At 49.7% G+C, this 19,317-nt stretch carries 13 protein-coding genes and 1 tRNA gene; 7 read left to right on the top strand and 7 right to left on the bottom strand.

Going from position 1 to position 19,317, the window contains the following annotated elements; all coding sequences use genetic code 11:
• Positions 1-4 precede the first annotated feature (4 nt).
• Entirely contained in the window at positions 5-898 is an 894-nt protein-coding gene (locus tag ACINK7_RS07905; protein WP_404360791.1) for an alpha/beta fold hydrolase, read from the top strand.
• A gap of 54 nt (positions 899-952) precedes the next feature.
• On the opposite strand, the gene rlmB is transcribed toward ACINK7_RS07905, so the two are convergent.
• Complete coding sequence (gene rlmB, locus ACINK7_RS07900; protein WP_404360790.1) at positions 953-1,699, bottom strand: 23S rRNA (guanosine(2251)-2'-O)-methyltransferase RlmB; 747 nt, start codon at positions 1,697-1,699, stop codon at positions 953-955.
• Complete coding sequence (gene rnr, locus ACINK7_RS07895) at positions 1,696-3,930, bottom strand: ribonuclease R (RefSeq protein ID WP_404360789.1); 2,235 nt, start codon at positions 3,928-3,930, stop codon at positions 1,696-1,698. Before rnr ends, rlmB begins: the two co-directional genes overlap by 4 nt.
• A 216-nt stretch (positions 3,931-4,146) precedes the next feature.
• Between rnr and ACINK7_RS07890 the strand changes: the two genes are divergently transcribed.
• A tRNA-Leu gene (locus ACINK7_RS07890) sits at positions 4,147-4,233 on the top strand.
• Between the two features lie 1,438 nt (positions 4,234-5,671).
• Positions 5,672-6,979, top strand: a complete 1,308-nt coding sequence (locus tag ACINK7_RS07885) for a cytochrome-c peroxidase (RefSeq protein WP_404360788.1) — start codon at positions 5,672-5,674, stop codon at positions 6,977-6,979.
• Between the two features lie 327 nt (positions 6,980-7,306).
• On the opposite strand, the gene ACINK7_RS07880 is transcribed toward ACINK7_RS07885, so the two are convergent.
• The 5 genes from ACINK7_RS07880 to ACINK7_RS07860 all read right to left on the bottom strand — a co-directional run bounded on the left by ACINK7_RS07880 (position 7,307) and on the right by ACINK7_RS07860 (position 15,815).
• Positions 7,307-10,513: a type I restriction endonuclease subunit R gene (locus tag ACINK7_RS07880; protein ID WP_404360787.1), complete on the bottom strand. Its 3,207-nt coding sequence runs from the start codon at positions 10,511-10,513 to the stop codon at positions 7,307-7,309.
• A gap of 682 nt (positions 10,514-11,195) precedes the next feature.
• Positions 11,196-11,558: a HigA family addiction module antitoxin gene (locus tag ACINK7_RS07875; protein ID WP_404360786.1), complete on the bottom strand. Its 363-nt coding sequence runs from the start codon at positions 11,556-11,558 to the stop codon at positions 11,196-11,198.
• A gap of 497 nt (positions 11,559-12,055) precedes the next feature.
• Positions 12,056-12,358: a GIY-YIG nuclease family protein gene (locus tag ACINK7_RS07870; RefSeq protein WP_404360785.1), complete on the bottom strand. Its 303-nt coding sequence runs from the start codon at positions 12,356-12,358 to the stop codon at positions 12,056-12,058.
• A 152-nt stretch (positions 12,359-12,510) separates the two neighbouring features.
• Positions 12,511-13,836, bottom strand: a complete 1,326-nt coding sequence (locus tag ACINK7_RS07865; RefSeq protein ID WP_404360784.1) for a restriction endonuclease subunit S — start codon at positions 13,834-13,836, stop codon at positions 12,511-12,513.
• Positions 13,833-15,815: an N-6 DNA methylase gene (locus tag ACINK7_RS07860; RefSeq protein ID WP_404360783.1), complete on the bottom strand. Its 1,983-nt coding sequence runs from the start codon at positions 15,813-15,815 to the stop codon at positions 13,833-13,835. Before ACINK7_RS07860 ends, ACINK7_RS07865 begins: the two co-directional genes overlap by 4 nt.
• A gap of 751 nt (positions 15,816-16,566) precedes the next feature.
• Between ACINK7_RS07860 and ACINK7_RS07855 the strand changes: the two genes are divergently transcribed.
• Genes ACINK7_RS07855 through ACINK7_RS07840 form a run of 4 tightly spaced genes read left to right on the top strand, consistent with a single transcriptional unit; the run spans position 16,567 to position 19,148 of the window.
• Positions 16,567-16,884 (top strand): hypothetical protein, encoded by a 318-nt coding sequence (locus ACINK7_RS07855; RefSeq protein WP_404360781.1) that lies wholly within the window; start codon positions 16,567-16,569, stop codon positions 16,882-16,884.
• A gap of 16 nt (positions 16,885-16,900) precedes the next feature.
• The gene (locus tag ACINK7_RS07850; RefSeq protein WP_404360780.1) at positions 16,901-17,749 is read left to right on the top strand and encodes a DUF692 domain-containing protein; all 849 of its coding nucleotides are present in this window, start codon (positions 16,901-16,903) and stop codon (positions 17,747-17,749) included.
• Positions 17,750-17,758: 9 nt separating this feature from the next.
• On the top strand, positions 17,759-18,583 hold the full coding sequence (locus ACINK7_RS07845) for a DUF2063 domain-containing protein (protein WP_404360779.1): 825 nt from the start codon (positions 17,759-17,761) through the stop codon (positions 18,581-18,583).
• Positions 18,573-19,148 carry a DoxX family protein gene (locus ACINK7_RS07840; protein ID WP_404360778.1) on the top strand — a complete coding sequence of 192 codons (576 nt, stop codon included), beginning with the start codon at positions 18,573-18,575 and terminating at the stop codon, positions 19,146-19,148. The genes ACINK7_RS07845 and ACINK7_RS07840 overlap by 11 nt, the downstream gene beginning before the upstream one ends.
• The last annotated feature ends 169 nt before the right edge of the window (positions 19,149-19,317 follow it).

Here is a 19,317-nt window from a genome sequence, read left to right as displayed (position 1 = left end):
AAGAATGGGTTTACTTCGCTTCTCAACAGACTACCCGGACGCCCTAAAAACGACAATAAGACTCAAGCCGGAAATAGTCGGCTTAATCGTGTTGCTCATACAACTTAGCGGTTGCGCGACACCTTCAGAGCGTTTTGAATCGAGCGCCAAGAGCTTAGGGCTTACAAGTATAGAAATAAGCGGCGATCCATTTCATCATCGAGCCTATTTGAACCGAACTGCGGCGCAATCCGACATTATTCCGTTAGTCCATGTTTATTTAGATGGCGACGGCACGCCTTGGGAAATGAACCGCTGGATTGCCGAAGACCCGACACCGAGAAACCCGCTGATATTGCATTTAATGGCAGCAGATGAAGAACCGGCAATATTACTGGGCCGGCCTTGCTACTACGGCTTACATTCGACGGATAAGTGTCACAATTCACTATGGACGTCGAAACGTTATTCGACCGAAGTTGTCGAAAGCATGGCGACCGCCTTGCGAAAATGGCTAACAAACTCAAAAACAGCAAGCGTTGTTTTAATCGGTTATAGCGGCGGAGGAACACTCGCCACATTGCTCGCGCCTTACTTTGAACACACCAGCATCGTTGTTACTGTCGCAGCCAACCTAAACACAAGAGCCTGGAGCCTGCATCATGGCTATTTGCCGCTCGACGCATCTTTAAACCCGATTGACGCCCAACCTTTGCCGGCCAAAATAAAACAAATTCATCTAGCCGGCGTAAACGACGACAATGTTCCCGCTTTGATCATCGAATCTTTTAGCCGGCGACAAGCCAATGCCGTTTACCTGCCGATCGACGGATTCGATCATATGTGCTGTTGGGCAGACTTATGGCCCAATATTCTTAAAAAATATATCACGCCAACTGACTATCAGCCTGACCGTTAAAAACGGTTAATCTACAAATACACTTAGCATATCGTGATAAATAACTTCCTGGAGCTATGACGGGATAGATCTTTGACGAACGATCTCATACAGCATCGCGCCGGTCGCGACCGACAAATTGAGACTGGAGACACTGCCCTGCATCGGTAATTTGACCAACCAATCGCATTGCTCACGAGTCAAACGCCGCATACCTTTACCCTCGGCACCGATCACCAAGGCCATAGGTAATTTAAAATCACATTGATAAAGCGTTTGCTCGGCCTCGCCGGCTGCACCGAAAATCCAAATCCCCTGATCTTTTAGCCAACGCAAGGTTCGGGACAGATTCGTGACTTGATAGACCGGCACGGTCTCGGCCGCTCCGCTCGCGACCTTACAAACCGTCGGCGTAATACCGACCGCATTGTCCTTCGTGATAATCACGCCATGCACGCCGGCGGCATCGGCCGTCCTTAAGCATGCTCCGAGGTTATGCGGGTCCTGAACATTATCCAAAACCAAAAACAAAGGCATGCCGGTAAGACTGGAAACCGCCTGCTTCAATGCATCTTCCGATTGCGCCGAAGGTAGTTCGATTTCAAGCACGATACTTTGATGATTATTACCGTCGGCAAGGCGATCCAGTTTTTTTCGGTCGACTTTTTCGGGGTTAATACCGAGCTTTTTCAAGTCTTCGAGCAATTGACTTAAACGTCGGTCCTGTCGGTGCGAGTCAACCCAAGCCTGATGAATATGCTGAGGCGAATAATCGAGTGCCGCCTGGACCGAATGAATGCCGTAGATTTTGACTCGGCTCATTTTTTACGCCGTCTTTTTTTAGGGCGCTTTGCCAAGGCAGTAACCTTAACCAGTTCGAAATCGATTTTCTTGTCGTCAAGATTGACGCGTACGACTTGCACTTGCACAGTATCGCCAAGACGATAACGAATACCCGTACGTTCGCCGATTAACTGATGACTGGCCGCATCGAAATGAAAATAATCTTGGGCAAGATTACTGATATGCACGAGGCCCTCGACATAAATATCGGCAAGCTCAACAAAGAACCCGAACGACGTCACAGCCGAAATAATACCCGGAAACTCTTCGCCGACCTTGTCCATCATGTATTCGCACTTAAGCCAGCTAACGACATCGCGCGTCGCATCATCGGCTCGACGCTCGTTCGTCGAGCAATGCTCGCCAAGCGTGACCATGTCGGGAAATCCGTAATGATAACTTTCCGGCTTTTTGTCTTGTAAACAATGCCGGATGGCCCGATGCACTAACAAGTCCGGATATCGACGAATCGGCGACGTAAAGTGAGCATAGGCTTCGAGCGCCAAGCCGAAATGGCCTTTCAAATCGGGACTGTAAACCGCTTGCGACATCGAACGCAACAAAACCGTTTGAATCAAATGGGCATCCGGACGCCCCTTAATACTCTCGACTAGATGCATGTAATCGAGCGGCGTCGGCTTATCACCACCACCCAAACTCAGACCCAATTCACCTAAAAACGTCTTCAGCGCCAATAATTTTTCCGGTCCGGGCCCGTCATGAATTCTCAATAACTTCGGCATTTTTCGGCGATTGAGAAACTTAGCCGCCGCCATGTTCGCGGTAATCATGAACTCTTCAATCAATTTATGAGCATCGTTACGCTCAACCGGAACGATCTTTTCGATTTTACGTTCGGAACCAAAAATAATCCGCGTTTCCTGAGTATCGAAATCCATTGCGCCGCGTTTTTCCCGACTCAGACGCATGGCTTTGTACAACGCATACAGTTCTTGTAAATGCGGCATTAAAGGCTTATATTTTTTAATTAAGGCCTTGTTGCCATCTACCAGCATGCTAGCGACTTCGGTATATGTCAGTCGTGCGTGAGAACGCATCACAGCTTCGAAGAAACGCGAACGAATCATCTGCCCTTCCGCATTGATCGTCATCTCGCAGACCATACATAAGCGGTCGACATTAGGATTGAGCGAACAGAGTCCATTCGAAAGAATTTCCGGCAACATCGGAATCACCTGTTCCGGAAAATAAACCGAGGTACTTCGGTTTTTGGCCTCAATATCCAACGCGCTATTGATCGCGACATAATGAGATACATCGGCGATCGCGACAAAAAGCTTCCAGCCCTTTCCCGTCTTACGGCAATACACCGCATCGTCGAAATCGCGCGCATCCTCGCCGTCTATCGTCACCAGCGGAACATCACGCAAATCGACACGACCTTCCTTAGCAACCTCCGGCACTTCATCGCTGAATGCCTGAATTTCCTGTTCAACCTCTTCCGGCCAAACATGCGGCAGTCCATGGCTGCGAATCGCCATCTCGATTTCCATGCCCGGAGCCAAATGCTTGCCCAGAACCTCGGCAACACGTCCGATGGGTTGATTGGTCTTACTCGGTTGCTCCAGGATTTCGGCGACAACGATATCGCCTTTTTTTGCCTTGCCGGTTTCATCACCCGGTATCAAAACGTCTTGCGCTAGGTTTTTATTATCCGGCACGACGTAATTAACGCCTTTTTCGGTGAAAAAACGGCCGACCACTTGTTTGGTATTGCGTTCCAGCACCTCGACGACAGCCCCTTCGCGGCGTCCTTTTCGGTCGAGACCGGCGATTCGCGCGACGGCTCTGTCATTATGCAGAACCGAACGCATTTCACGGGGAGACAAAAATAAATCGTCGGAGCCGTCGTCCGGCTTTAAAAATCCAAAGCCATCGGCATGACCGATGATGCGCCCGGCAATTAAATCCTTGCTGTTAACTCGGCAATATTTTTGGCGGCGATTGAATAATAATTGTCCGTCGCGCTCCATTGCACGAAGCCGTCTGCGCAAGGCCTCCAACTGGTCGGGCGACTCGAGTTGAAATTCCTGAGAAATTTGATCGCGCGACAAGGGTTTACCGACATGGGCGAGCAGATCGAGGATCAACTCCCGACTAGGTATCGGGTTCTCGTATTTCGCCGCCTCGCGCTCTGCATAAGGGTCTCGGGTCGGAGTAAAATTTGGTTTTTTATCTTTAGACTTCAATGTCGTCGTTTCCTAAATTTTAGAATGAAGACCATAGCTTAACTGATATACGCGTATTTTAACAATTCCCTATGCAAATCAAAAATCAACGTGTGCATCAAGCGGTTAATGGACAGTAAACAGACAGACCTCAGCAATTTTAGACGTTGATAGTATTGACAGTATATCAAGCAATCGGTATAGTGCGCGCTCACTTCGCTGATACAGCACACCTTTGCCGAGGTGGTGAAATTGGTAGACACGCTAGCTTCAGGTGCTAGTGCTCGCAAGGGCGTGGAGGTTCAAGTCCTCTCCTCGGCACCACTTCTTGATTACCTTCCGTTAAATTTCTGGAACTTTCTTCAATTAATTTTCTTTGTGTGCTCACTGAACAGTTAGCTACGAATCATCATTTTAATCAAAAGCCCTTTGCTGCAATAATACCAGAACTTAGCGATTATCTACATCGACTAACATAACGGTCGAATTTTAGATTGTAGATAACAATCAGGCCGTTCACTCTCTTGACGTAACGGGCGCCTACTGGCAAAGAAGCACTTCAACATGAAAAATTTTTTAATCTCCGATATTCATACAGAATTCGCACATCGGCGGTTCGACCCGTCCGCCGATTATTCATGTCTACGTTTCAATGTAATTGTTCAGACCCCCTGCATTTAAAACAAGTTGGAACTTTGCCTCTCCCTTAGAAAAAGGGGGGATTGAGGCTGACGTATCCCCACGAAATAGCCAAATAAAACAATTTGCTATGGCTGAAAATTGATAGATATATTGATTTTTTTCATCGTTCCTACGCTCTGCGTGGGAATGCATCCCGGGACGCTCTGCGTCCCCAGAGGTCGATAATACCGACAAGAGCAACGATACAATTCTCAACAGTTTCTTAATCCAATTGCCCGCCGCAATCGACGCAGAGCGTCTAAAGCGGCATTCCCACGCAGAGCATCACTGCCATTAAGTTAAGGACTTTTCCGTTCGCCCTGAGCAAACTAAGCGCCCTTCGGTCGCATGGCGTTACCAGGAAACAGTCGCTGTTTGACGTAATTTTGGGTATTTTTATATATTCGCAAGCCATTGATTTTACATATACAAAAAAGCTATTTCTTGAGAGCTTGTCGAATGGTGAATGGAAAAGTCCGAATCGATAAGTTAAGCCGCCCATGGTTCGACAGGGCTCTCCTGAGATTAGCCTAAGGGCTCACCACGAACGGCTTAACTTAATGGCCGTGACGCAGAGCATGGGAAAGAGCGGTTTTGGGGATACCTTAAGGGTTGAGGGGAATTTATTTAAAAAATCTCCTCTAACCCCCCGGTAACTTCTGAGTAACAAGGATGCCACGAATACAGAAAATACATTATGCCACGGATGGCGTGTATTAGGGCAATGCAGGAGAGCCGAGGAGCATTTTACGGCCTTGCATCACCTAAAACGCCTACTGTTGGCGCCCTACCATCTGCCTCAATGTATTCGTCTTTTTCAAGAGGGTAACTGAATATTTACCCGAATTTCATTATCAACTATGTTATTTAACCTAAACGCTGCTGCTCAACCTAAACTATTGGGTGATTTAACCTAAATTGTATTGCCATCATTATTCACTTATCCAAGTAAGATAACCCGACAATTCGTAATAGAAGACTAAAATTTAGGGGATTTTTTCATTTTTTTTGATTAAAAATTACTCCTGGCATATTGTTTGCATTTATTCAGACTGTGTTAATTAAACAAGCAAAGACCAGAATGAAAAAAATAATCAAAATAGGATTACTCGGCGCAATGTTTGCTCCGACAACATACGCTAACCAAAATGCCCTGACCGACATGGATTTTCACAATTCCAGTTCGGAAAAAATCAAACTAGGACAATTCCTCTTCTATGACAAAATATTATCCGGAAATCTCAATATCTCATGCGCTTCTTGCCACCACCCAATGGCCGGCACAGGCGACGGCTTGGCTTTGTCGGTCGGCGAAGGAGGCAAAGGATTGGGAGTTACGCGAGATACCGGCAGCGGCATCGACGCTATTCATGAGCGGGTACCAAGAAATGCACCTCATTTATTCAACCTGGGCGCAAAAGAATTCGTCACCATGTTTCATGACGGGCGTTTAACAACGACCCCTAATCACCCCTCCGGCTTCGATTCCCCGGCCGGTGACGCTTTACCTGAAGGCTTGGATCATTCTCTTGCAGCTCAAGCCATGTTTCCAGTGACTTCCACCACCGAGATGGCTGGGCAAGCCGGAGAAAATCCCGTGGGAGATGCCGCAACTGCAGATAACTTTACAGAAGTATGGAGACTGTTGACGGCTCGGGTAATGGCAATCGATGAATATCGCGACTTAATTCACCAAGCCTATCCTGGCCTCGCCGATCAGGATGTAACTTTCGTCCATATCGCCAATGCTATCGGTGCTTTCGAAGCGACTGCATTTCGTGCCGACAACAGCCGTTATGACCTTTACTTAAGAGGCGAATACAGCCCTTCCTCTTCGGAAAAAAAGGGGTATAAAGTTTTCAAAGACAACTGCATGTCTTGTCACAGCGGTCCTCTACAAACCGATCACCAATTTCACGCTTTGGGAATTCCACAAATTGGCCCGGGAAAAGGCGACGGATTGTTCGGTTACGACGACTTCGGTCGCGAGCGCGTTACCGGAAACAATGACGATCGCTATCGTTTCCGAACCCCTACTCTGCGAAACGTAGCCATTACCGGACCTTGGGGTCATGATGGCGCCTATGACACATTGGAAGGCATGATTAGACATCACCTTAACCCTGAACAAAGCCTGGATAATTACGATATCAGCCAAGCTCGTCTACCGCCTCGGGACGACTTGAATGAAATCGATGGCATCATCCACAGCGATGAAATCAGCCGTGCAGAGTTAAAGGCCAGAATCGAACTTCAGCCGGTTAACCTGACCGACCAAGAAATCGACTCTTTACTCGATTTCCTGAATGCACTAACCGACACTGCTAGTTTGGATATGCGCAATAAAGTACCCTATCGAGTACCGAGCGGCTTACCAATAGCCGATTAGTGATATATCCCCCGGCGAACCCGATGCTAACGACCAAAACTGATTCAATACTGTTGCACATGGGCATAGCCGGGGCTTATTTCTGCTACCCCCTCAAAGAAGCCTCTTTATGAATCGTCTAAAGGCGGTTAACCTTCTAACCTAAAAGAGCAGTTGGCATGTGCTGTAGACCGTTCGTGCTGAGCCAAGTCGAAGTATTAAGGGCAAGATCATCAAGGATGTGCTCGATTAGAGCCTCTCAGTCCTCAGCACTTTTTTCAACGGGCATTAAGGCAAATTGGGCCCGTATTCTTGAGCCGGATAAAACTGCCGGATAACGTCGGCAAATCAAGGCCGGTCAATCAGATCCTTGGCGTCGCCTCGCTTCATAATGTCGTAAACGAGATCGAAAAATGCGCCCATGGTTTGCTTATCTTTCAACAGTACCCTAGCCAAATCATTATGCGATTTCATCGCGTCAACCGTTGCCGCCCGAACCACCCGAGGAAGATCGCCCTGCAATGCCTGCTCTTTGGTGTTGTTTTCCACCTGCTCCGTCACGCGATTATTTCTCATCGCAATATCGACAATCTGAGAGGTAAAGTGCCGTTGACCCACATCGCCGGAAATATCGCCGAACAGCTCATTCATCCGCGCAATGATTTGACTGATAAACTCTTTTTCCCTGTCGCTCGGCTCCGCTTCATTCGGCTTGATCGGTTTTAGCAGATATTTTTCGCCTTCCTCATCGACTTTTTGTTCGGCGCGGATTTGATAGTTTGCCAGCACCAGCCCGGTCAAATCGATCTGTTCGGGGGAAATGCCCGCCAAGCGTTTACTGTAAATCTTCGCGAACGCGGCGAAGTTTTCCAGTTCCGCATCGTCGAGTTCGACCAATTGCGCAATATAGTTGTATATTCGCACGAAACGGCCCAGATCGGTTTTAAACCGCATCAAGCCTTCCCGCTCTATGGCAAATTCGCTGCGCTGAGCTTCCGCGTATTCCCGCGCTTTTTTATCGCCTTCGGCAACCGCTTTTTCGATCGCGGCATCCCATTTTTCGATGGCGTCGGACAGTACTTTCAATTTGCTGTTGAAGACGTCCGTGGGACGCTGGGTCGCGCTATAGAGCTTTTTATGCAGGCTTTCGTCCGTTTCCTTGCCCGGAACCGCTTTGCCTCTGGCCTTTTTGAAGGCTTCAAGGTCTTCGAATTGGTAGATGCCCGCATTGTCTAATAGGGCCTTCGCGTCATAGACGACATTGCAATCTTGAACGGACTCCAATTCCGCGCCGTCGTCGTATTGCTTGAAGGCATCCAGAATGGTTTTCGGGTCGTTGACGAAATCGATGATATAAGTCACGTCCTTGCCCGGATAGGTCCGGTTGAGGCGATTCAGCGTTTGCACCGCTTCGACGCCGCTGACTTTCTTATCCAAATACATGCCCACCAGCTTCGGCTGATTAAAACCGGTCTGAAATTTATTGGCGACGATCATCACCCGATATTCGGAACGCTCGAATTCCTGACGCAAGTCTCCCGTGGCATCGGGATTGAGATTGTATTCGGTGTATTCTTTTTCGATATCGATACCGAGGGAATCCTTCTCGTCGTCTTTGCCGAGCAATTGGCCTTCCACCTTGCCGGAGAATGCGACCAAGGCTTTGATATGTTGGAGATTGTGTTTTTTAATGTATCGATCGAAAGCCAATTTATATTTGACCGCCTGCGCTCGCCCGCTCGTGACCACCATGGCTTTCGCCTCGCCGCTCAAAAGCCCCGCAATATTGCGGGTGAAATGATCGATGATGAACTCCACTTTCTGAGAAACGATCGTCGGATGAAGCGACTTCCAGCGCGCCAACGATCGGCGGGCGAATTTTTTGTCCACGCGTTTATCGTTTAACCCCTGATCGCCCAAATGAACGGCTTGCGAATATGGCGTATAGTTTCTAAGCACATCGAGAATAAAGCCCTCCTCAATCGCTTGCCGCTGGGTATAGCGATGAAAGGCTACCGGCTTGTTGTCGTCCGATACCGGCAAGTCTGGGTTTTCCGGTCTACCGAACAACGTAAACGTGCTGTGTTTCGGCGTTGCGGTAAACGCAAAATGGCTGACATTGGCGGGGCGCACACGGGATTTCTGAATCTCCAGCAACACCTCTTCCAGACTCATCTCTTCGAGCTTTGTCTTGGAATCCAAGGACAGCGCCGCCCTCAATCCTTGGGCGGTAGAACCGGTTTGCGAGGTATGCGCCTCGTCGATGATCACCGCAAAATGACGGTTTTTGAGCGATTGTTCGGTCAAAATGGCTTCCATCGCAAACGGGAAGGTTTGAATGGTCACGACGATGATCGGCACGCCCTGCTTGAGCGCTTCAGCCAGCCGGTGACTTTTGGACCGGCCGCCGCGCAGATTGGCATTGATGGTTTCGATCACACCGAACTGGTGATCCAATTGTTTGACGGCATCTTGTAATTGAGCGTCCAGCACGGTTCGGTCGGTCACGATAATCACCGAGTTGAAATAGGCATTGCCATCGGGATAGCGCAGCTTGATCAGATCGTGAGCCGTCCAGGCGATGGTGCTGGTTTTGCCTGACCCGGCAGAATGTTCGCACAAATACTGCCGACCCGGACCCAGCGCCTTGGCGTCCGCGATCATCGCATTCACGGCTTCGAACTGGTGATACCGGGGAAAGATCAAGGTCTCGGCCTTGTAGGGCATGCCGAACTTGTCGACCGTATCCTTGGTTTCCACATACACGAAGCTGTGAAAAATGCGCAGCCAGGCATCGCGTTGACAAATTTCCTCCCAAAAGTAGGCCACCGGATATTCGCCGTCGTCGCGGGCCTTATTGCCCGCATGACCGTCATTGCCTTTGTTGAAGGGCAAAAAGAAGGTTTTCTCGCCGTCCAGCTTGGTAGTCATTGCAATCTCGCTGTCGCTCATCGCAAAATGCACGACGGCGCCGCGCCTGAAGGTCAACAAGGGCTCTTTTCGCCGGGTTATCGGATCTTGCGGCAAGCGGTCGCGCTTGTATTGCCAAATCGCATCCTCGATGGCCTGGGTAAAATCGGTTTTTAGTTCTACCGTCGCCACAGGAATACCATTGATGAAAAAGCCCAAATCAATCGCCCACTCTCGCGTGGGGCAGTATTTCAATTGCCGCACCACGCGCAGAATAGTGTTTTGGTATTTCGCGACCTCCTTGCTGTTGCGGTCATCCTCCGGGGCGGCCTGGCTCATCGCTATATTGCCCGCGCCCGCGATATCGAAGCCTCGGCGAAGAACATTGATGGTGCCGCCGGTTTTGGCCGCCAGCGCTTTCTCCAGTCTATCCAACACCGCTTTATCGGCATCGCCGCCATTCAATCGGGTGAGTTTTTCCCAGGTTTGCGGCTGAGAGGTTTTAATCCAGCTCACCACATCTTCGGGGTACAGAGCACGCACCGGGTCGTAATGACTATCGGCGCCCTCCACCCAGCCGTTAGCGACCAGCTTTTTGACGATATAGGTTTCTAAGTGAACTTCGTGATGGGCTGCCGTAGTCATTTCTGGATTGATGTATTATTTTTCCTGATTACTTAGAACATTCAGCCAATTTGATAAAGGTCAAACGACCCGTCATACCGGCAGGGATTGCCGGTATCCAGTGTACAGGGACGTACTCATTTTCCTTTTAATACGTTGCATAGTTGCATCCATGCGATCTGGACCCTGGCAATCTCTTTATGCCCTTCGGGTATATCGGGGTGACGCTATGAACTGAATTCATGGGATCGATAAAGTACCGATTTTAGCTGAAGCTTGTAAGTAATCAGGTTATTTTTTGCCAACTCGCCATTCAGGAGGAATTTGGTTAAGTTTGCTCCCAAATGGATTAGCAGTACACAACCGGCGTCTCGGCTTCGGTACGCTCACCGGGCCGTTCGCTTTTCACGTCAACATTGAATCACTGGCCCGCTAAGTTAAAACAGAGCCGTTTCCGTTAACTTAGCCCGCCCTTTAGTTAAACAAAACCCGGTTTCGTTATACCCGTCGTAGATCAAAATTCAGCGCCTGGGTGTCCGCTAAAGGACGCCGTGAATACGTCCCCTGTAGGCTCTATGCCAGCTCCATGCTGGCAAAGCCTTTATCGGACACCCAGGCGCCTCTTCCGGCACTGTCGAAATTTGAAGTGCGAAAGATATAACTTAAAATTGCGTCGAGGCACGAATCCCCCTGTCGCACGGCTTCAGCCTGCCCCCGATGCTTCAAGTCGATGAATGCGCGTCAACACCTCGCCCAAGGCATCCTTGGCTTTTGCCGTGTCGTAATCGGTTTGCAAACCCACCCAAAAACCCTCACTCATACCGAAAAAACGCGACAAACGCAGTCCTGTATCAGCGGTGATGGCGCGTTTACCGGCAACGATTTCACCGATACGCCGCTGCGGCACGTTAATTCCTTTGGCAAACCGGTACTGAGTGATGCCTAGCGGCTTGAGAAACTCTTCCAGCAAGATTTCACCCGGGTGAACGGGCGGCAGCTTGCCACCGCTGATGTCAGTTACATCAGAAAAATCCACAGAATCAATCTCATCAATAGAAATGCTCATGGTCTACCTCTTTCAATGGTAATAAACCTAAAAAGAGCAGTTGGCATGTGTTGTAGACCGTTCGTGCTGAGCCACGTCAAAGCATAAAGGGGCTAAAACACTTTTACCGGCTTGGTGAAGCCTCAAATGCTTTTTTTAGGATAAAAGCTTAGTGTAATCGGAGGAACGAAGGTTATCCATAACTACGCGGGCTGTTGTAGGCCGTTCGCGCTGAGCAAAGTCGAAGCGTGGACAGCCTACAACACGCTCACCCACCGGGTGATTGAAAAATCCCATCCATCCTTCGACCGGCTCAGGACGAACGGGATTTTTCAAGCCTTAACTGCTCTATTTAGGATGAAGAATTAAGTTATTGATATCAAAGTTTTTCTTCATGCTCTTCATGGTGAATAAATTTTTTATGATGTATTCGCCAATACTTTCACAGCCACAGGAGCTTGGGAAACAGCAGACGCTGATCAAAGTAAATCCGTTCATCCTGAGCCCTTCGGCTACGCTCAGGAGAGCCCTGTCGAAGGATGAGCGGATTTACTCCGCGCAAGGCGGCAAACTTCTTCCCAGTCACCGCGCATCATGGCTTCTTTCTTTTTTCGACTCCAACCTTTTATTTGACGCTCTGCCGCTAACGCTTCTTCTCGGGTATTGGTTTCCTGAGACCAGATGCACTGCACGGGAAGACGTGAAGCCGTGTATCCGCAACATTCGCCTGCCTGATGTTGCGCCATTCGCCTGTCAAGATCATCGGTATGGCCCGTATAGTAACTGCCATCGGCGCAGCGAAGAATATAAACCCAAAACATTTTTGCCTCCTTGTTATTTGTTGTTCTCTGGGGATACAAGGATTTTCCCGTTCGTCCTGAGCTTGTCGAAGGAGGGACGGGGAAATCCGGCGCCCACCCCGCGCCAAACCGTTCATGCTTCGACAGGGCTCTCCTGAGCGTAGCCGAAGGGCTCAGCACGAACGGTTTGGCGGGCAACGGTTATTATGACGCACGTCGATTTTGCCGGTCACGGCGGCGCTGATTAGGGCTGTGCGGTGTTCTTTCAGCAAATCGATTGAAATATTGGTTTCTTCAATGACTTTTTCTAAACGAGAGGTATTGTCGTGAATCAAATTAAGCGTAGATAGTTGCTCGTTAATGGGTGGGACAGGAAACTTTATTTTTGCCAAGGATTCCCGATTGATTTTTGGCATAGCAACGCGATCAGACTCAAGAATTGCATAACGAGTGAATTCGTTGCTCAAAATTAACCACAGTAGATATTCATTCAGCATTCTCGAGTCACAATTCAGTGGATACATATCTGCACTGCAAATTGTTTCCTCGTCTTCGCAAATACAAGCCTTGGCAAGAGCTGGGCGTATTTTGCTGTAAATAACCTCACCTTTTTTACACAAATACTTTCCACTATCAGCACCTTGCACACTAGCTGTTTCTTTTTTAAGGATACGTCCAGATGAAGATTCAACATGATTTGGAGCAATTAAAATAAAGTTATTCCAAGGTTCTTCAGTTGGATCAACTTGCCCATTTCTGATGCTGACGAAATGTGAAAATTTGATGAGCTCCCAATGCTCCGGAACCTCGCCAATCCACTCGATGCCGGAATCCTTCATTTTGACGTTGGGATCAAGGCCTTTGGTGACGACGTGGCTGATCAGCGCTTGGCGCTTTTCTTTGAGCAGCTTGATAAAGTTTTGCTTTTCGGCGATCAGCTTGTCGATGCGGGCGGTTTCGCGGTCTAGGAATGTAAAGATGTACTCTTGCTCCTGTTTGGAAGGGAGCAGAATTTCAATACGCTCAAAAGCCCCAGCATCTAAATCCCATTGATTTACCCTAATACCCTTTGAACGGGCCAGATATTGAGTAATATATATTGTGCTTCTCAGCAAGTAGTGTATGTATCGTGGATATAGGAGTTTTTCATGACGCGGCCTTGGGCTGTATACATAATAAGCGGGACTAACAATCCCCTCGTACTCTGATACTGCTATTGAACCCTGCCAAGCTTTCATCTTGTTCATGACAAGATCGTCCACTTTGACCAGTTGATAGGGGGTCAAATCATCTGACTCTTTATTGTTATTATCATCTCTACTGCTCTTTGGGATAACGCCATAGTCGCGATAAACAGAGAGCAATTCGGCTTCAGGAAAATTCGTCCTTTTTACCCGTTGGTACACCCCTTTTACAGAAATTACATTCCAATGTTCTGGAATTTTACCTAACCAATCAACCCCTGAGTTCCGGTATTGCGGATAAGCGGAAACAATCACTCCGCCACCTCATCCAACAAAGCCTGAATCCTAGCCTCGCAAGCCTTCAAATCCGCGTCGATTTCATGCAACGGCCTGGGCGGCACGTATTGATAGAAGTAGCGGTTGAAGTTGATTTCGTAACCGACGATGCCGACTTCGCCGTCTTTGGCGTCGCGCACGCTGTAGTCGATGAAGGCATCGGGCACATGCGGCAGCACTTCGGATTTGAAATAGTCTTCCACCGGCGTGCCGAAGGGGATGCTTTCGCTGTCGTTGAGCGAGGTGTCGGGGATGACCCGGCCTTTGTCGTCCAGCACCGGCTCGGCGGCTTCGTCGCGTTCGATGAAGGCGGCAATGAAGGCATTGGCCAGCGCCTTGCTTGTTTTACCGAAGCCTTCGGTTTTGTTTTTGGCGTTGACGATCTCGAAGGTCCATTGATATTCCTTGTCGCCGAGGTTGTCCCTGAAAAAATCGATCCAGGCGCTTTGCTGCGCTTCGTCGAGTTTTTCGAAGGCCTTTTGCTCGAACAAGGTCTTGATCCTTTCTTTGCTGATCGCCAGCTTGGCTTTCAGTGGACGCTTGATCGCGATCTTACGGTAGGCGAAGTCGGTGGTGTCGAAAATTTTGCTGCGCGCGGTTTCCGCGAAGGCCTCGTATTCGCGCACGACCTCGTCGATCTGTTCGTCGCTCAGATAGCGGCGCTTGGTGCCTTCGGATTTGCGCATCGCGGTCCAGGTATCGCTCAGGTTGATCAACTGCACCTTGCCTTTGCGTTGCTGTTCTTTGTGGTTGGAGAGAATCCACACATAGGTGCCGATGCCGGTGTTGAAGAACATATCGGTCGGCAACGCGACGATGGCTTCGACCCGATCCTGCTCCAGCAACCAGCGGCGTATTTCGCTCTCGCCGGAACCGGCGTCGCCGGTAAACAGCGGCGATCCGGACAGCACGATGCCGACCCGTCCGCCGCCGTGTTCCGGACGCTCCATTTTGCTAACCAAATTCAGCAAAAACAGCATGGAGCCGTCGCTGACGCGCGGCAGGCCCGGGCCGAATCGTCCGGCGTAGCCCAGTTCCTTGTGTTCTTTCTCGACCGCTTCTTTGTCCTTGTCCCATTTGATCCCAAACGGCGGATTGGCCAGCCCGTAGTGGAAGCGTTTGTCGCGGTGCCGGTCGTTGGATAGCGTGCTGCCTTGGGCGATGTTTTCGGACTTGTAGCCGCGAATCAGCATCGCGGTGAGCGCCATGGCATGGGTTTTCGGGTCCAGTTCCTGGCCGTAAGGCACGATGGTGGCGGTTGAGCCCAGTTGCTTGATCTGGTCGACGGCGTCGCTGATAAAACCGAGCAGACCGCAGGCCGGGTCGTACACGGTGCGGATCACACCTTTTTCCGAGAACACGGCTTCATCCGGAACCAGTACCAGTTTGGTGGCCAGGCGCACCACGTCTTTCGGGGTCATGAATTCCCCGGCCTTTTCGTTGATGCTGGCGGCAAACTGCCGGATCAGGTCTTCATAGGCATTGGACATCACCCGGTCGGACACGACCTCGGGATGCAGGTCGATAGCCGCGAACTGACGCGTCATGCGGTACAGCAGGCGGGCTTTGTCCAGCTCGTGAATCGTGTTGATAAAGCCGAATTCTTCGAAAATCACGCGCACATTGGCGCTGAATTTACTGATGTATTCTTCCAGATTGGCGCGGGTATTGGTGCCGCCCAGGGTATCCAGCGTGTACCGGCTGAAGTTGTAAAACGGCAAGCCGGAGAAGGACGGCAGGATCAGATCGAGATCGATGCCGGAATCTTTTTCGTTTTCGTATTCTTTGAGCACGACGTCCTTGGTCGGCTCCAGCACGCATTCGAGACGGCGCAGCAGCAGTAACGGAATGATGATGCGGGCGAAGTCGGTATGTTTGAAATCGCCCCACAGGTCGTCGGCTATTTTCCAGATGAAGTTGGAAAGGGTCGTGCTGTCGCTGGTTTTAATACTATCCATTAGATCGTTATTTTTTTTAATCGCTTGATGTCGGTCGAATGCCGTCAACCTAAAAAGAGCAGTTGAGCGCCTCAAACTACCGTTCGCCCTGAGCCCTTCGGCTACGCTCAGGAGATCCCTGTCGAAGGGCGAGGGGTAGTTTGAGGCTTCACCAAGCCGGTGAAAGTGTTGTAGACCCTTCATGCTTCGACTTGGCTCAGCACGAACGGTCTACAACACATGCCAACTGCTCTTTTTAGGTTAAACTGTCCCGCGTTAAGTGAGTAGCCAAAAATGAACCGGTTTTTCCAACCATGATGGGAGCGGCCTTCCGCTAGTGGCAGGCCTTCAAACCGGGGCGTCATTCTAACATCGCCGCGCTGGATCGTTACGGACTATCTTATACGCTGTTCGGATCTTCAAGAAGAAAGTGCTCACCAGCCGATATTATCAGAGCTTCGATTCGTTCAAAACGGCCTGTGACCGATTTCTTCACTCGCCGAATCGTTATCGAGACGATTTGCGTTCGTACTTGACCGGCAATATTCAGTTCGCCTGCCACGCATGACTACCCATACCATGGCACCCTATACCAACACTGTCTATTCATCCAGCATTGGTCGATCATCTATTTTAAGTTTTCTTGTAAGGGTTTTCGATCTCTCCCGACTAAACCCATGTCTGCGGTTGCTGTGGTGGTGATTCCGCTGACTACGGACCGGTACCCCTTGTTCCGGTCCGTATTTTTTTCAATTTTTTGGAGAGTTATTTCATGAACAAAAGCAAACTGATTTCTTCATTGAGCGGCGCGGTCGCGGTATCTCTGTTGGCATCGCCGCTGGCGCAAGCGTCCGAAAACCCTTTCGCGCTGCAAAAAGTAACCGCTTCGACGCTATTAGCTCAAGCCGGAGACAAATCCGGCGAAGGCAAATGCAGCGACGGCAAATGCGGGGACAAAATGAAAGAAGGCGGCTGTAGCGGCGCCTCGATGGGTAAAAGCAAGGAAGGAAAATGCGGCGAAGGCAAGTGCGGCGATAAAATGAAGGAAGGCGGTTGCAGCGACAGTATGTCGCAATCCGGCGAAGAATAAATCGGAGGCTCCCGTCATGAAAAGACTTCAGCTCGACGGGGCCGGACTGGGCCTTCGGCGGGAGCTCATGCTTCCGCTGATGGACGGTGTTCCTCCCTCTATCGATTTTTTCGAGATTTCGCCGGAAAACTGGCTCGACCTGGGCGGCAAACGGGCCCGCGATTTCCGCTGGTTTACCGAGCGTTACCCTTTTGTCGCGCACGGCCTGTCGCTCTCTATCGGCGGCGCCGACCCGTTGGACTTCGATTTTTTGCTGCGCATCAAAGGGTTTTTGTTCGACCATCAAATTAAGCTTTACACCGAACACCTGAGTTATTGCGCAAACAACGGCCATTTGTACGACCTATTTCCGATTCCGTTTACCGAACAGGCCGTCCATTACACCGCAGCTCGTATCCGGCAGGTGCAGGATGTTCTCGAACATCGCATCGCGATCGAAAACGCATCCTATTACGCCGCATCGCCCCTATCAGAAATGGACGAATCGACGTTCATTCGCGCCGTCGTCGAAGAAGCGGACTGCTGGCTGCATCTGGACGTGAACAATATCTATGTCAACAGCGTCAATCACGACTACGATCCGGTCGATTTTTTATTGAGCCTGCCCGGAGAGCGAATCGTGTACGGCCATGTCGCGGGCCACGACCGCGACGGTCCCGATTTGATCATCGATTCGCACGGCCAGGCGGTGATCGATCCGGTGTGGGAATTACTGGACATTGCTTATTTGCGCTTCGGTTTGTTTCCAACGCTGTTGGAGCGGGATTTCAACATTCCGCCATTGGCTGAATTGCTCGTCGAAGTACGGCAAATCGAGTCGTTGCAATACAAGTGGCGAAGCCGTTACATCAAACAAAGCGCGTAGGAGCCGACGATGACGCAACATGTTCAGAGCACCCATCCGAGCCACAACCCCGATATTTCGGCCTATCAACGTCAATTCACCAATTATCTAAGGGATCCGCTGAAAAACGAAACCATGCCTTCCAATCTTCCGCCCCGGATAGGTGTTTACGCCCGTTTGTTGTTCAACAAGATTGAAGGCAGCTTGCATCTTTGTTTTCCGATTTTCCGCCAGTTGCTCGATGAAGCCGAATGGCGAAATCTAGTTCGCTCTTTCATCAGGGATCACCGGTGCCAAACTCCGCTTTACCGCGAGATTCCCGACGAATTCATCGATTACTTGATCAACGAGACCCCGACGCCTTCGATACCGGCCTTCATGAAAAACCTGGCGCATTTCGAATGGATGGAATTGGTGCTGGAAACCGCCGATGACGGGCCGGCCTGCAGCCGTTTACAAACTCATCCCGACTTGATGACGGGCATTCCGTTGCTGAATCCGGTTTTACACTTACTTCGCTACGCGTATCCGGTCCATAAAATTAACCCTACAAACGCCGATTGGTCAGGCTGGAAAAGATGGCGAAAAAGATTGCATAGAATCAAAGAACGGCCGATTTATTTGGCTGGTCTCCGCGATAAGAATTACCGCGTTCAGTTTATCCAATTGAGTCCTGCATCGGCTAGGCTAATCGAATTGTTCCAGGATAACTTTCGGACCGGCGAACAAGCCGCTCTTCAATTGGCGATTGAAATGCAGATCGACGACCACACCCCATTTCTGAACCATTGCCGCAACATCATTGAAGATCTTAAGCATCAACAAATTATAGTTGGAGTGACTAATGAAAAATGAAAGCCTAGGTCAAACCGAAGCCGATTCGACCCAACTCGGCACACATGGAATATGCGGAGTTATGTTCGGTAAACTCGCAGGAGTTTATCTAAAATCGACCGATTTTCTAAATCGTAATACGGACGGGTTACCGCCTTTATTGCTTCGTTTGGTCCTCGCCTACGAATTTTGGGAAGCCGGAGTGATGAAATACCAAGGCGAAAACTGGTTCGATAATCTAAAATTTCCTTTTCCATTCGATTTATTATCCAATGATCTCCTCTGGTTGATGGGAACATGGTTTGAAATTATCGGTGCGATCGCGCTGATATTAGGATTTGCGACTCGCTTTTTTTCGCTTTCGTTGATGATATTGACAGTCGTGGCGATCAACACCGTTCACTGGCCCGCCGAATGGAATACTTTATCGGAGCTCTGGAAAGGTTATAGCATCAGCAATAAAGGTTTCGGAAATTACAAGCTGCCACTGCTGTATCTACTAATGTTCCTGCCGCTCTTGTTCGGCGGTGCAGGCAAATGGAGCCTGGATCATGCAATTAAGCGCGTTTTTTGCCGAACCGTTTGATGCCGCCGACAAGACATTTACCGTTTATACCTATCGCACTTCAAATTTCGGCATTAAGGTATGGAGGCGTCGGGGTGTTCGGTCGATTTTTGCTCCTCGGCAATTGCTCCTGCATTGCCCTAATACACGCCATCCATGGCGTAATGCAAAATCGACATTCACGCCATCC

It is taken from the genome of Methylotuvimicrobium sp. KM1, assembly GCF_044788715.1.
GTDB lineage: Bacteria > Pseudomonadota > Gammaproteobacteria > Methylococcales > Methylomonadaceae > Methylotuvimicrobium.
The sequence above is the reverse complement of the archived record's forward strand: the minus strand, read 5'-3'. Positions and strand labels throughout refer to the sequence as shown.